A 13,679-nucleotide genomic window follows, 5' to 3' on the forward strand; every position below is an offset into this window, starting at 1 on the left:
CCACGTCCGATTTGCTTAGCCTTGCCTAAGTTAGCGGGCAAAACCGGACAAAGCGAGGGGCCGACACCGGTGATTCAGGCCACGTCGGGCCGCGGACCTGCCAGACACGCCCTAACCAGGCAAGGGACAGGATTGCGGGCCGCGTTCGTTTCCGCCGCCCCGCAAGGTGATCCGTGCCCTGGCGCTCAGGGAGTCCCTGGCGGTGCACACGATCTGGTCGACGGCCCGCGGCGTCAACGCGGCGACGTCGGCGGAGAGGGTCAGGGTGACGCCGTCCGGTCCCGTGCCCTGATCGAGGACTGCGGTGCCGGAAGGGACTTCGCTCGTGTACCGCTGTTCCCGCTCGTTTTCGTCCGGTCCGGCGGCGAGCAGGTCGATCGTCTTCGCGGTGGACAATTCTTCGGTGACCGGGTGCAGCACCCGCACCAGCTCGCCGCCGGACACGAAGTAGAGCACCGCGCCGTTGGCCGGACCCACCGGTGCGGGTGCCCCGGAGATCACCGCGCTCGGCCGGACGCCGCAGCCTGCCACGGCCAGTACCAGCAGCGGCGCGAGCCAGGATTTTCTCATACCGTCTCCTCCCGCCGGGGCAGGCGCAAGGTGAACACCGCGCCGCCGTCCGGACCGTTCGCCGCACCGAGGGTCCCGCCGTGCAGACGCGCGTTCTCCCAGGCGATCGCGAGACCGAGCCCGCTGCCACCGGAGCGTGCCCTGGCCGTGTCCGCCTTGTAGAACCGTTCGAACACTTGCGGCAGCACCTCGGGTGCCAGCCCCGGCCCGCGATCCGCGACCTCCAGCGTGATCCAGTCCCCCGCCCCGGTGAGCCGGAGCGAGACCGGTTTTCCCCCGTGCCGCACCGCGTTCCCGACCAGATTAGCCACGACGACGTCCAGCCGTCGCGGGTCGAGCCGGGCGAACACCCCGTCGGGCAGATCGCCTTCCACGTCGTCGGACCAGCCTCGGATGCGTAAGCTCGCCTTCACCACCTCGGCGACGTCGACCTCCTCCAACGCGAGCGCCGCGGCACCGGCGTCGAACCGGGACACCTCGATGAGGTCGTTCACCAGCCGGGTCAGATTATGCGTCTCGTCGATGGTCATCCGCGCCGCGAGGCCCGCGTCCCCGGACAGCTTCTCCTGTTCCAGCACGTCCGCGACCGCGGTCATCGCGGCCAGCGGGGTCCGCAGTTCGTGGGAGACGTCGGCGACGAACCGGCGCGCGTCTGCCTCCATCCGTTCCAGCTCACGGACATGACGTTGCAACGCTTCGGCCGTCTCGTTGAAGGTTTGTGCGACGCCTGCCAGTTCGTCGGAGCCACGGACGTCGATCCTGGTCCGCAGGTCGCCCTCCCCCAGCCGTCGCGCGGCGTCGCCGAGTTCGCGCACCGGCCGCAGCACGCCCCGCGCGGCCAGCAGCGCCAGCCCGATCGCGAAGACCAGGGCCACCCCGCCGATCAGCCAGGCTCGGGTGGCCAGTTCGTCGATGAACAGTGCCTCCGGCACCATGTCGCGGGCGACGTAGGCCTCGATGCCCGAGGCCTGCCGTTGCCCACCCGGAAGTTCGACGGTGAGCCTGGTGCCCACCACCAGCATTGGCGTGTCGCCGACGAGAACACGTTGCCAGGCAACGTCTCCCGACCGGACCCGGTCACGCAGATCGGCCGAGATCAGTGAGCGCAGCTGCTCGTTGCCGATCGCCTTGTCCTGGTACAGCACCAGGGAACCGAGGTCGCGGTCGGTCAGTTCACCGCTGATCCGGCTCAGCGCCCCGTCGCTCGGCGGCAACTTGCCGAGCGGGTACAGCGCGCCGACCTTGTCGACCAGGACACGTGCGGTGGCGTCCTGCGACTGCTGGAGGATCATGGTGCGGGACTGCACGTAGGTGCCGCCCGCGACGGTGGCCGCGGTGATCACGACGAGCAGGCTGAACGCCAGCAGGAGCCGGGTACGCAGTCCCCCGAGCTTCACAGCGGCCCGAACCGGTAGCCGAACCCGCGGACGGTCTGCACGTACACCGGCGAGGAGGAGTCGTCCTCGATTTTCGCCCGCAGGCGCTGCACACAGGCGTCGACGACCCGGGAGTCGCCGAAGTAACCGTGCTCCCACACGCTTTCCAGCAGATACTGGCGGCTGAGCACCCGGCCGGGGACGTGGGACAGTTCCAGCAGCAACCGCAGTTCGGTCGGCGCGAGCCCGACGGGCCTGCCACCCTTGGTCACCACCAGGCCGGCTCGATCGATGACGACGTCACCGTGCTGCTCGATCCCGGGTGGCGCCGTCACTTTGTTGCTGCGCCGCAGCACCGCGCGGATCCGCGCCTCGATCACCTGCGCCCTTGCCGGTTTGACCACGTAGTCGTCGGCACCGGCGGCGAGCCCGGCCACCACGTCGATGTCGTCGCTGCGTGCGGTGAGCATGATGATCGGCAGGTCACCGGCGGCCCGGATGCGGCGGCAGACCTCGAAGCCGTCGAGACCGGGCAGCATCAGGTCGAGCACGACGACGTCCGGCGGCCGCGACGCCAGCCGCGCCAGGCCTTCCTCGCCGGTGGCCACCGCGTCGACCGCGTGGCCCCGGCCGCCCAGCGCCATGCTGAGCCCGTCGCGAACGGCCTGGTCGTCTTCGATGAGCAGCACCTTGGGCATGCCGACGACTATCGCAGCGCCGGACGGGATCCGCTCGTCCATGACACCCCAGCGTGCCCGGCCCGCTTCCGCGGAACGTCCGCGTCATGTCTTCGTTCTGTCACAGCGTGGTCCGTGCGAAACGGTGACAATTCCGTCGGCGTCCGTTGACCTGGCGAGGATCGGCGTGGGACAAGCGGCGGCGACTGTGGACGCCATGAACGAACGACGGGTTTTCGCGAGGGTCACCCGCCTTCTCGCGATACTGCTGCTGATCCCGGCGTGGCTGTGCTCCCCCGGCCAGGCCCGGCGGATCGCCTGCGGCTGGGCGTTGTCGCTGCGCTTCCCGGCCGAGGACCTTTCCGGGCTGACCGCCGGCACCCTTGCCGCGTTCACCGCCGCCAGGACGACGGCGTTCTGGCGGGACCGCGTGCTGATCGGGCTCACCTCGGGCCATCGGGACGCCGCCGAACAGCATCGCCTGTTCCTCGCCGAGGTCCTCGCGACCGGTTCCGAGCAGGCCGCGCGGCAACGGGTCCTGCCTGCCGCCGATTCGGTCCACGTGCGGGGTATCGCGCTGGACATCCGGCCGCGCGAGGGCGCTCAGTGGCTGGAGGAGCACGGCGCCCACTTCGCGCTGTACAGGACCTATGACAACGAATGGTGGCATTTCGAGCACCGTCCCGGCGAGGTCGCACCCGCGCGTCTACCGCACCCCGGCTGGGCGGTGACCGACACGCGAGCCCGCAATTAGTCCGTGTCGCCTCAAGCAAGCTTTTCGACGGTCACGTGCGGGGCCAAAGCCGTCAGGAAGCTGTCCGCGTCGAACATCTTCCCCGCGGAAACCACCCCGCTCGCCTTCACCCGCCCGTCGAGCACCCGCTCGACGGCCTCCACCACCAGCGGTGCCGTGACCGCGTAGATGTCCTGCCCACGCGCGACGATCCGTCGCTCTTCTCCACCGGAGCGCACGACGACGTCGACCACGAAGGTCTGCGAAGACCGGCCGGTCTCGTCCACCGCCGCGGGTGTCGGCGTGTCCGGGCCGACGACCTCCCGCGCCGCGTCCACGGTCATGTACGTGACCACCTCGGGAATGTCGAGGTGACTCGGGACGGTGACGACGTCGGCCATGGTGAACTCGCCCAGCACCGCCTTCTTTCCCAGCGGAGCTGGAAAATCCCAGTCGAGGGACGGCAGCGCGTCGTCCCGGCGCTCGATCCGGCCGCCGGAGAACCGGAGCCGCTGCCCGCCACGCCGATCCCGCGAGACCTGCCCGGCCGCCCTGGTCCCGGTCGTCGGATGCCAATTGCTCAGCGCGTAGGCGATGTGCGCCTCGTCGGCCGACGTCCAGTCCGCCATCGCGGCGGTGACCAGCAGGTCGCCGAGGCCGCCGAAGAAGGCCATCGCCGGGATCACCGTCATGCCTGCGGCACGGTCGGCGAAATCGGCGAAGGTGTCGATGTTCGCTTCGAGTTCGGCCGCCACGTCCAGGTACGGGATCCCCGCCCGCAACGCCGCCTCGACCACCGGAGCGCCGGTTTCGGCGAAGGGACCCGCGGCGTTGATGACCGCGTCGGCGCCTTCCAGCGCACGGTTAAGGGAGGCCGCGACGCCGATCGTGGCTTGCCGCAGCTCGATTTCCGGCCCGGCGACGTCACGCAGTTTGACCTCGTCGCGTCCCACGGCGAGCACTTCGAAGCCGCGCTCGCGCAGTTCCGCCACCACGAACCGCCCGGTATGCCCGTAAGCACCGAACACCGCGACCTTGTACCCCGTACCCATCGGTTCTCCTACCCTTGGCTGATCCACTGTGGACCATCCTGCCGACGGATTCGCCCCGCCGACAGTGTCTGGAACGCCATCATGCGTACACTTTCGGACATGACCACGGTCGCCCTCGCCGCCACGGACGGGATGCTGCATTTCGAGCTCGCCATCGCCTCCGAAGTCTTCGGCAACGGCCTGCCCGGTTACGGCCCCTGGTACGACCTCGCCGTCTGTGGTTCGGCGGCGGTACGCGTCGGCCGGTTCACCCTCGAACCCGAGCACGGGCTCGACCACCTCGCCCGCGCGGATACGGTGATCGTCCCCGGCTGGGCCGACATCGACGTCGACCCGCCCGCCGACCTCGTCGAGGCGGTCCGCGCCGCCCACGAGGCGGGCGCCAGGGTGGCGTCCTTGTGCACCGGTGCCTTCGTACTGGCCGCCGCCGGTCTGCTGGACGGCCGCCGCGCGACGACGCATTGGGCGCATACCGACGAGTTGTCCACCCGCTATCCCCTGGTCGAGGTCGACCCGGACGTCCTCTACGTCGACAACGGCCGTGTGCTCACCTCCGCGGGCAAGGCCGCGGCGCTGGATCTATGCCTGCACCTGGTCCGGTCCGATCACGGTTCGGCGATCGCGAACACCGTCGCACGCCGTCTGGTCGTCCCGCCGCATCGCGCGGGCGGCCAGGCCCAGTTCGTCACCACGCCGGTCCCCGACCAGGACGATCATCCGCTCGGCGGGCTGCTGCCCTGGGTGACCGAACGGCTGGACCGGCCGCTGACCGTCGAGGACCTCGCGCGCCAGGCGAGTATGAGTTCACGCAATCTGGCGCGGCATTTCCGGACGGCGACCGGGACCACGCCACTGCGCTGGCTGCTGGTCCAGCGGATCCGCCGCGCACAGGAACTGCTGGAGCGGACGGACGACAGCGTCGACGCCATCGCGGAGGCCACCGGGATGGGCACCGCCGCGACACTGCGCCGTCACTTCAACCGCACGGTCGGCGTGCCGCCGGACAGCTACCGGCGTACTTTCCGGGCTCGGATCAGCCCGGCGGCGTACTGACGAGGTCGATCGCGGCCGGTCCGGCGATGCCGTCGACGACGCCGAGGGCGAGCAGCTCTTCGGGCCGGAGCTTCAGATCACCGGCGAGGGCGGGCACGTCCGCCGGCTCCCGTTTGAGGATCCCGGCCGCGAGTTCCGGTGCGATTACGGAGAAGTAAGCGTCCGGAGTGAGCCAGATCCGATCCGCCGAACACAACGCGAGTGCTCCGCCCGAGCCTCCTTCGCCGATCACCAGGGTCGTGATCGGTACGACGGCGGCGGCGACCGTGCCGAAGAGTTCGGCGATCGCGTGCCCGGCTCCCGCCGTCTCCGCGGCCGGACCGGCGTCCGCGCCCGGCGTGTCGACGAGGGTCAGCACCGGCAGGCCCAGCCGGTCGGCGAGCCGGATCAGCCGGGTCGCCGACCGGAAACCGGCGGGCGTGGTCGCCGTGCCCGTCTGCGCCGCGAAAGCGATCGACCGGCCGCCACGGGTGCCGATTCCACAGAGGACACCGTCTTCGGTCCCACCACGAAGGGTGCCGCGAAGGTCGAAGTAGTCGTCGAGGTAGACGCCGGCACGTGGCCGGTCGGCCGACCGCGCACGGAGAACCGCCTGCCAGCCGTCCGGCGCCGGTTCGAGCGCGCCGAGTGCCCTGGGCACCTCGGCGGGCAGGTTCCCGCCGCCGGTCAGAAGGCCGAGCCAACCCTCCAGCCGAGCGGCGAGCACGTCCTCCGTCACCAATTCGTCGACATACCCGGCCGTGTACTGGCTTTCCGCCGTATACGCGGGATCGTCGGCGAACCGTTCCGGCCGCACCCGGCGGCCCGCGAACCCGACCTGCGCGCCCGGCACCCCGAGGACGACATCGGCGTCGGCCCCGAGGGACGCCCACACCCCGCCGGTGGTCGGCTGCCGCGCGACGGTGATGTGCGGCAGCCTCGCTTCGCGCAGCAGCACCAGACCTCGCGCGATGCGCTGAAGCTGTCTCAAGGCGGGAACGCCTTCCTGCATCCGCGTGCCACCGGTGGAAAGCAGTGACACGACGGGCAGACCGAGTGATCGCGCTTCCGCCAGCGCCCGCTCGATCCGCGCGCCGGTCCCGGTGCCGACCGAGCCGCCGAGGAAGCCGAACTCGAAGCGGATCACCATGGCCTCGTGGCCGCCGAACTTCTCGCGTCCGCAGACGACCGACTCGTCCGTGCCCGTCCGTTCCCTGGCGCGAGCCAGCGAGGCGCCGTAGCCGCCCCAGCCGAGCGGGTCAGTCATGGAGTGCCCGCTTGAGGACCTTGCCCATCTCGTTGCGCGGCAACGCCTCCAGATAGCGGACCACCCGAGGCCGCTTATGCGGTGACAGCAGTCTGGCGACGTGGTCGGCGAGTTCGCCCGCCGTCGGCCTGGCTTCGACGGGGACGATCCAGGCGACGATCCGCTCGCCGAGATCCTCGTCCGGTTCGCCGGTGACGGCCGCCTCGGCCACCCCCGGATGCTCCAGGAGCGCGTTCTCGATCTCGCCCGCGCCGATCTTGTAGCCGCCGCTCTTGATGAGGTCGGTGGCGCGGCGGCCCACGATCCGCACGTAGCCGTCCGGATCACGCACCGCCATGTCGCCGGTGCGGAACCAGCCGTCGTGCAGCGCGGCTTCCGTGGCGTCCGGCCGGTTCAGGTACTCCAGGAACAAGTTCGGGCCGCGCACCTCGATCTCCCCGACCGTCTCGCCGTCGAGAGCGTCGAACGGGATACCGGAGTCGTCGACCAGCCGCAGGTCGACACCGGGAACCGGCAGTCCGACGGAGCCGGGACGCCGGTCACCCGACGCCCGGACACCGCAGTTCATCAGGGTCTCGGTCATGCCGTAGCGCTCGACGACCCGTTGCCCGGTCGCCGCGGTGATCCGCTCGTGATCGGTCGCCGGGAGCGCCGCGGATCCCGAAACCAGCAGTCGTGCCGCGCCGATCCCGGCCGCGAGCGACGGATCCGTTTCGCAGTCGGCCGCCAGCCGGTGGTACATCGTCGGGACGCCGAACAGCATGGTGCCCTCCCCCGCGAGTTCGTTCGCGACGGCCGCGCTGTCGAAGCGCCCGAGGTGGTGCAGCGAACCGCCTCGCCGCAGCGGACCGACGACGCCGAGGATCAGGCCGTGCACGTGGAAGAGCGGGAGTGCGTGCACGAGGACGTCGGCGGCGGTCCACGCCCAGATCTCCGCGAGCGCGTCGAGGTTCGACGCCACCGCCCGGCGCGGGAGCACGACGCCCTTCGGCGGGCCGGTGGTCCCGGAGGTGTAGACGACGAACGCGGGGGTCTCCGGGTCCGGCTCGTCGCCCTTCCACGGCGTACCCGAGGCGTTCAGTTCGACCGCGATCCGCGGCAGGGCTTCGAGTTCGGCCGGCAACGCGGCGTCCGGTGCGGCCAGCACCAGCTCGGGTGCGCTGTCGGCGACGATATGCGCCAGTTCACGCGATCCGGCCTTCGGGTTGACCGGTACCACCGGGACACCGGCGGTCAGCGCGGCGACGACGGCGACACAGGTGTGGATGGTCGGCGTCGCCCATACCGCCACCCGCGTGCGCCCGGCGAGCCCGGCGGCAAGCGATCCGGCGACGGACGCGAGTTCGCCGTAGGTCAAGATTTCGGCGCCGAAACGCAGGGCGACACGGTCGTTCCCGGCGTCCGGCACAGGCAGCAAACGCGACGTCATGATTCTCCTCCTCAGCCCCAGCCGGGCACGACAGTCGTGAGTGATTTGGGCCGTTAGAACGACCCAAATCACTCACGAGGACTTGACCTCCCCGAACACGTGCCGCCGCACGAACGGGCTCCGGAACTTGCCGCCGGGATCCAGCTCGGTGGCCAGTGCGCGGAAATCGGCCAGCCGCGGATAGTCCGCGGCCCGGTGGAAGAGCTTTCCCCAATGCGGCCGGACGTCGAAAGGCGCCAGGCGTTCCTCCATCACCGGCAGCAGTGCGCGGACCTCGTCCCGCTCCGGCCGCCAGGTGAAATGCAGTGCCATCCGGTCGCCGCCGTGGAACGGGCTGAGCCACAGCTCGTCCGCCGCGACCGTGCGGATCTCGGAGGTGAGCAGCACCGGTGCCAGCAGGTGCCCGATCCCCCGCATCGCCTCCATCGCCGCGATCGCGTGCCGGATCGGGACGAAGTACTCGGACTGCAGTTCGTCTCCGACGCTGGGCGTGAAGCCGAGCCGGAAATGCGGGATCCGTTCATGCCACGGCCCCGGCACCCCGAGCTGCCGGGTGCAGTTGCCTCCCGGAATGCCGGCGGCGTGGGCGGGATGGCGCGGCCCGTCCGCCGCCTTGGCACCGAAGAAGTCCTCGCCCGGCTGACCAGCGCCCTTGACCCAGACCTGGTCGATCGTGTCGCGGGCCCAGTTCGTGAACATGCTGACGCTGTAGCCCGCGTCCTGGATCTCCTCGAACCGCGTGTACGCGGATTCCCATGGCAGGCCGTCGAACACGTCTTGCCGGAGCTCGAAAGCGGGCACCAGGTCGAGGGTCAGCCGGGTCACCACGCCCAGCGCGCCGAGGCCGACGACCACGCCGTCATGGTGTGAGTACGTCTTCAGCTCGCCGTCCGCGGTCACCAGGTCCAAACCGGACACGGCCGACGCGAGGCTCTGGTTGCGCCGTCCGGAACCGTGGGTCGCCGTCGCGACGGTGCCCGCCACCGTGCAGTGGGGCAACGACGCGAGGTTCGCCAGCGCGAACCCGGCCGCGTGCACTTGACCGGCGATGTCGCCGTAGCGGGCCGCCGCCGGAACCGTGATCGTCGCGGCGTCCGCGTCGAGTCCCGCCGCCGATTCGAGTCCGGAAAGGTCGATCTGGACGCCGTCCGGGCAGTCCGCGATGTCGTTGAAGCAGTGCCTGCTGCCGAGTGCCTTGACCGCCGGTGCCGCGGCGACGGCTTCCTGGACCTGCTCGACCGTCCGCGGGCGAAGGATCCGTTCCGCGGTGAAGAGCTGATTTCCCGCCCAGTTCGTCTCGCCCACCAGGCCTCTTTCCCCTATGACATCCGGACCGCCAGCCTACCCAGGCTAGATTGCCGGTCAGGAGTTCACGCGGAGGAGGTTCGCACTGACTGGCGTCATTGGCGAGATCGTGTCGATCGCGCTGTTGCTGGTCGTCCTGGCCTTCGCGGTGATACGGCCTCGCGGTCTGCCGGAGGCGGTGGCCGCCGTCCCCGCCGCCGGGATCGTCCTGCTGGCGGGGGTGATCTCGATCCCCGACGCCGTCGATGAGGTGGCCAGGCTTGCCCCGGTCGTCGGGTTCCTCGCCGCGGTGCTCGTACTGGCCAAGCTATGCGACGACGAAGGGCTGTTCGACGCGGCCGGAACGTTGATGGCCCGGTTCGGCCGCGGGCAGCCTCGGCGGCTGCTGCCCGCGGTGTTCGCCGTCGCCGCGGCGGTCACCGTGGTGCTCAGCCTCGACGCGACCGTCGTGCTGCTGACCCCGGTCGTGTTCGCCACCGCCGCACGGATGGGCGCGCGGGCCAAACCGCACGCCTACGCCTGCACGCATCTGGCGAACTCCGCCTCATTGCTGCTGCCGGTGTCCAATCTGACCAACCTGCTGGCCGTCGCCGCGACCGGCATCTCGTTCCTGCGGTTCACCGCGTTGATGACCTTGCCGTGGCTGGCCGCCGTGCTCACGGAGTACCTGGTGTTCCGCCGCTTCTTCGCCGCCGACCTCGACGCCGCACCTCGCGGCGGGAAGACGGTTCCGGCGCAGAAGGTCCCCACGTTCGTCCTCGTCGTACTCGGCCTGACCTTGGCCGGGTTCGTGGTCACCTCGCTGCTGGACCTCAGTCCCGCGTGGGCCGCGTTCGCCGGCGCCGCCGTCCTGGCCTGCCGCTCCCTCGCGCGGCGCCGGGCCTCCCCCGCCGCGATCGTGCGGTCGGCGAGCATTCCCTTCCTGGCGTTCGTGCTCGCGCTCGCGATCGTGGTCCGCGCCGTCGTCGGCAACGGACTGGACGACGCGCTCAGCCACCTGGTGCCGACGTCGAGCACGTTCCCCGCGCTGCTCGCCGCCGCCGCGGTCGCCGCCGTGCTGGCCAACCTGATCAACAACCTGCCCGCCGTGCTCGTCCTGCTCCCGCCGGCCGCCGCCGTCGGAACGCCGGTGGTGCTTGCCGTGCTGATCGGGGTCAATCTCGGTCCGAACCTGACCTACGTCGGCTCGCTGGCGACGTTGTTGTGGCGCCGGATCCTGCATCGGCACGACACCCGGCCCGACCTGGGTGAGTTCACCCGGCTCGGGCTGCTCACCGTGCCCGCGTCCCTCGTGCTCGCCGTCGCCGGGCTGTGGGCCGGGCTCGCCCTGATGCCCTGAGCTCAGTCCGCGTACTTGCCGAGAACGGCGCGGTATTCGGCCGTACCGGGCTCGGTGTGGATGCGATCGGTGCTGTGCTTGGTGAAGGTCATCGAGGGGCACTGGGGTTCGCTGCTTCCGCTGATCCGCTCGGTGCCGATCTCCTTACCGGTCTTGGCCTCGTACAGGGTCACGTCGTAGACGCCGCGGTAGGGCTTGAGCGTGTCCGACTCGAACGTGCATTCGGTGAGATACTCGCCGTCCTCGGGCTCGTCGAGGCACGCGATGACCTGAACTGTCCGCGCGGCCAGCTGGACGCTGTTCCAGTGCGCGGGCACGTCGAGATCCATCGCCTCCATGGTGGTGAAACCGGCGTCGCCGGTCCGGAACACGGCGATCGGACGCGGGCCCGTGCCGGTGTAGGCGTCGTTCCCCGGGTAGTACTTGCCGGGGCTCGCGCACGCCGGCTCGAGGTCGGACACCCGCGCCGGCACGTCGCTGCTGGCCTTCGACGCGAAGAAGAGCCAGTAGCCGCCGAAACCGAGCGCCGCGACCACGGCCACCGCGATCAGTCTCAAAGCGAGTGTTCCGCCGTTGCGAGTCATCGAGCTTGCCTTTCGAGTACCTGAATGTCAGCCACACGGACATTAGGGAGGGCGTGATGACATTTCGATGACAGGCATCGACTTCCACTCAGTGAGAGAATGGCCGGATGTCCGGGAACCTCTCCACGCCGGGAGCGAGCGTCACGTCGAGGGTGTTCGGCCTTCTCGGCGCCTTCGACGCCGACAATCGCGCGCTGTCACTGACGGAACTGGCCGCCCGCGCCGGACTGCCGCTGCCCACGGCACATCGGCTCGCCCGCGAACTGGTCGCACTCGGCGCGCTGGAGCGGCGGGAAGACCGCTACACCGTCGGAAGGCGGCTCTGGGACCTCGGCCTGCTCGCCCCCGTGCAGTACGAACTGCGGCAGGTCGCCGCCCCGTTCCTGCAGGATCTCTACGGCGCGACCGGCGCCACCGTGCACCTCGCCGAACGGGACGGCACACAAGTGCTCTATCTCGACCGGTTGTCGGGAAACGCGTCGGTGCCGGTGGTCAGCCGGATCGGCGGGCGGCTGCCGCTGCATGCCACCGGCGTCGGGAAGGTGCTGCTGGCCTGGGCGCCGGAGGACGTCCAGCGGCAGGTGCTCGCTTCGCTGACCCGGGTCACGCCGTACACCGTCACGCAGCCAGGGCGGATGCGCGAGCAGCTGCGGCGTATCCGCCGTGAGGGTTACGCACAGACCATCGAGGAGATGAGCCAGGGCGCCTGCTCGGTCGCCGTCCCGATCCGGCCGTCCGCCACCGGCGACGTCGTCGCGGCCCTCGGCCTGGTCGTCGCGGATCTCGGCCGTGGCCGCGCGCGGCTCATCGCCGGGCTTCAGGTCGCGGCCGCCGGGATCGGCCGAAGTCTGTGGGTTTCACTGAGTGAAAGTGAACGCTAGGCGATCTATCGCCGGCCGCGCAGACTCCGGCCATGCGAACCCCAGTCGCCATCGTCGGCGCCGGCCCCGCCGGACTGCTCCTGTCGCATCTTCTCGAACTGGCGGGCGTCGAATCGGTGATCGTGGAGACCCGCTCGCGGGAGTACGTCGAAGCGCGGATCCGGGCGGGCATCCTCGAACAGTCCACAGTGGACCTTCTCCGCGAAGCAGGCCTCGCCGACCGGCTCGACCGCGAGGGCGACGAACATCGCGGCATCTACCTGCAGTGGCCCGAGGAGCGGCATCACCTCGACTTCGTGGACCTGGTCGGGCGCAGTGTCACGGTGTACGGGCAGACCGAGGTGACCAAGGATCTCGGCAAGGCGCGAGCGGCGGCCGGTCAGCGGATCCGGTACGACGTCAGGGACACCGCCGTACACGACCTGGAAACCGACCGCCCCTACGTCAACTTCACCGGCCCGGACGGCGCCTCGGAACGTCTCGACGCGGACGTCGTCGTCGGCTGCGACGGCTCCTTCGGACCGTGCCGCACCGCCGTCCCCGACGCCGCGAAGCAGACCTGGGAACGCACCTATCCCTACTCGTGGCTGGGAGTGCTCGCCGGCGTCGCCCCGTCGACCGACGAGCTCATCTACGCCTGGCACCCCGACGGTTTCGCCATGCACTCGATGCGCTCGGCCACCGTCAGCCGTCTCTACCTGCAAGTGCCCAACGGAACCGACATCGCCGCCTGGTCCGACGAGCGGATCTGGGACGCCCTCGCGGCACGGCTCGGCCACGGCCAGAACGGCTGGACACTCACGCCGGGCCCGATCACCGACAAGAGCGTGCTGCCCATGCGTAGTTTCGTCCAGCAGCCTCTGCGGCACGGCAGGCTGTTCCTGGCGGGCGACGCCGCCCACATCGTGCCACCCACCGGCGCCAAGGGCCTCAACCTCGCCGTCGCCGACGTCGCCCTCCTCGCACCCGCGCTGGCGGCTTTGGTGCGGGACAAGGATTCCAGGCTCGCCGACGCCTACTCGGACACCGCGTTGCGCCGGGTTTGGCGGTGTACGCATTTCTCCTGGTGGATGACGACGATGTTGCACCAGTCGGGTGATCCGTTCGATCGGGAGCTGCAACTTTCGCAGCTGCGCTGGCTCGCGCGGAGTGAGGCGGGCCGGGCCGGGTTGGCGGAGAATTACGCGGGACTGCCGATCGGATTCTGAGCCTACTGCCACGTAGCGTAAGTTGATCGACCTCTTGGCCTGGGTTTCTTGTCGGCAACGACAGCCGGCGCGACACCCGGGCACCTACGTCCATTATGGACAGTGACAGGTGTGGCGACAGGGGTACAGGTGGCGTCGGCCGCGTGGGTCGTGAGTGATTTGGGTCGTTATTTATACACACAAAACAAACGACACAATTTATGTGAGTTTTGAAAAAAAATACGCG

General features: G+C 70.0%; 13 protein-coding genes. 5 read left to right on the forward strand and 8 right to left on the reverse strand.

All coding sequences use genetic code 11. From position 1 onward, the window contains the following. Positions 1–111: 111 nt before the first annotated feature. Genes AB0M65_RS20670 through AB0M65_RS20680 form a run of 3 tightly spaced genes read right to left on the reverse strand, consistent with a single transcriptional unit; the run spans position 112 to position 2,686 of the window. Positions 112–570, reverse strand: coding sequence for a GerMN domain-containing protein (locus tag AB0M65_RS20670; protein ID WP_364029562.1), 459 nt, complete (start codon positions 568–570; stop codon positions 112–114). Beyond that, positions 567–1,967 (reverse strand): HAMP domain-containing sensor histidine kinase, encoded by a 1,401-nt coding sequence (locus tag AB0M65_RS20675; protein WP_364029564.1) that lies wholly within the window; start codon positions 1,965–1,967, stop codon positions 567–569. The genes AB0M65_RS20670 and AB0M65_RS20675 overlap by 4 nt, the downstream gene beginning before the upstream one ends. Beyond that, positions 1,964–2,686 (reverse strand): response regulator transcription factor, encoded by a 723-nt coding sequence (locus tag AB0M65_RS20680; protein ID WP_364029566.1) that lies wholly within the window; start codon positions 2,684–2,686, stop codon positions 1,964–1,966. The genes AB0M65_RS20675 and AB0M65_RS20680 overlap by 4 nt, the downstream gene beginning before the upstream one ends. Positions 2,687–2,840: 154 nt before the next feature. Between AB0M65_RS20680 and AB0M65_RS20685 the strand changes: the two genes are divergently transcribed. Then, positions 2,841–3,377, forward strand: coding sequence for a D-alanyl-D-alanine carboxypeptidase (locus AB0M65_RS20685; RefSeq protein ID WP_364029568.1), 537 nt, complete (start codon positions 2,841–2,843; stop codon positions 3,375–3,377). Between the two features lie 11 nt (positions 3,378–3,388). Here AB0M65_RS20685 and AB0M65_RS20690 read toward each other — a convergent pair whose 3' ends face one another. Next, positions 3,389–4,408, reverse strand: a complete 1,020-nt coding sequence (locus tag AB0M65_RS20690; protein ID WP_364029570.1) for a saccharopine dehydrogenase NADP-binding domain-containing protein — start codon at positions 4,406–4,408, stop codon at positions 3,389–3,391. A gap of 99 nt (positions 4,409–4,507) precedes the next feature. On the opposite strand from AB0M65_RS20690, the gene AB0M65_RS20695 reads away from it, so the two are divergent. Beyond that, positions 4,508–5,461 (forward strand): helix-turn-helix domain-containing protein, encoded by a 954-nt coding sequence (locus AB0M65_RS20695; protein WP_364029572.1) that lies wholly within the window; start codon positions 4,508–4,510, stop codon positions 5,459–5,461. On the opposite strand, the gene AB0M65_RS20700 is transcribed toward AB0M65_RS20695, so the two are convergent. The 3 genes from AB0M65_RS20700 to AB0M65_RS20710 form a co-directional block, all read right to left on the reverse strand. Further along, positions 5,442–6,707 carry a carboxyl transferase domain-containing protein gene (locus AB0M65_RS20700; protein ID WP_364029574.1) on the reverse strand — a complete coding sequence of 422 codons (1,266 nt, stop codon included), beginning with the start codon at positions 6,705–6,707 and terminating at the stop codon, positions 5,442–5,444. The two genes, AB0M65_RS20695 and AB0M65_RS20700, sit on opposite strands and share 20 nt — an antisense overlap. Continuing rightward, complete coding sequence (locus AB0M65_RS20705) at positions 6,700–8,136, reverse strand: acyl-CoA synthetase (RefSeq protein ID WP_364029576.1); 1,437 nt, start codon at positions 8,134–8,136, stop codon at positions 6,700–6,702. Before AB0M65_RS20705 ends, AB0M65_RS20700 begins: the two co-directional genes overlap by 8 nt. Positions 8,137–8,208: 72 nt before the next feature. Beyond that, positions 8,209–9,441 (reverse strand): FAD-binding protein, encoded by a 1,233-nt coding sequence (locus AB0M65_RS20710; RefSeq protein WP_364029578.1) that lies wholly within the window; start codon positions 9,439–9,441, stop codon positions 8,209–8,211. Between the two features lie 106 nt (positions 9,442–9,547). On the opposite strand from AB0M65_RS20710, the gene AB0M65_RS20715 reads away from it, so the two are divergent. After that, positions 9,548–10,780, forward strand: a complete 1,233-nt coding sequence (locus AB0M65_RS20715; protein ID WP_364029586.1) for an SLC13 family permease — start codon at positions 9,548–9,550, stop codon at positions 10,778–10,780. A gap of 2 nt (positions 10,781–10,782) precedes the next feature. Here AB0M65_RS20715 and AB0M65_RS20720 read toward each other — a convergent pair whose 3' ends face one another. After that, positions 10,783–11,364 carry a hypothetical protein gene (locus AB0M65_RS20720; RefSeq protein ID WP_364029580.1) on the reverse strand — a complete coding sequence of 194 codons (582 nt, stop codon included), beginning with the start codon at positions 11,362–11,364 and terminating at the stop codon, positions 10,783–10,785. A 107-nt stretch (positions 11,365–11,471) separates the two neighbouring features. Between AB0M65_RS20720 and AB0M65_RS20725 the strand changes: the two genes are divergently transcribed. Together AB0M65_RS20725 and AB0M65_RS20730 are read left to right on the forward strand one after the other, a co-directional pair. Further along, positions 11,472–12,245: an IclR family transcriptional regulator gene (locus AB0M65_RS20725; protein WP_364029582.1), complete on the forward strand. Its 774-nt coding sequence runs from the start codon at positions 11,472–11,474 to the stop codon at positions 12,243–12,245. A gap of 32 nt (positions 12,246–12,277) precedes the next feature. Further along, positions 12,278–13,453, forward strand: coding sequence for a 4-hydroxybenzoate 3-monooxygenase (locus AB0M65_RS20730; RefSeq protein ID WP_364029584.1), 1,176 nt, complete (start codon positions 12,278–12,280; stop codon positions 13,451–13,453). Positions 13,454–13,679: the final 226 nt, after the last annotated feature.

This window comes from Amycolatopsis sp. NPDC051071, from assembly GCF_040682875.1.
In the GTDB taxonomy this organism is placed as follows: domain Bacteria; phylum Actinomycetota; class Actinomycetes; order Mycobacteriales; family Pseudonocardiaceae; genus Amycolatopsis.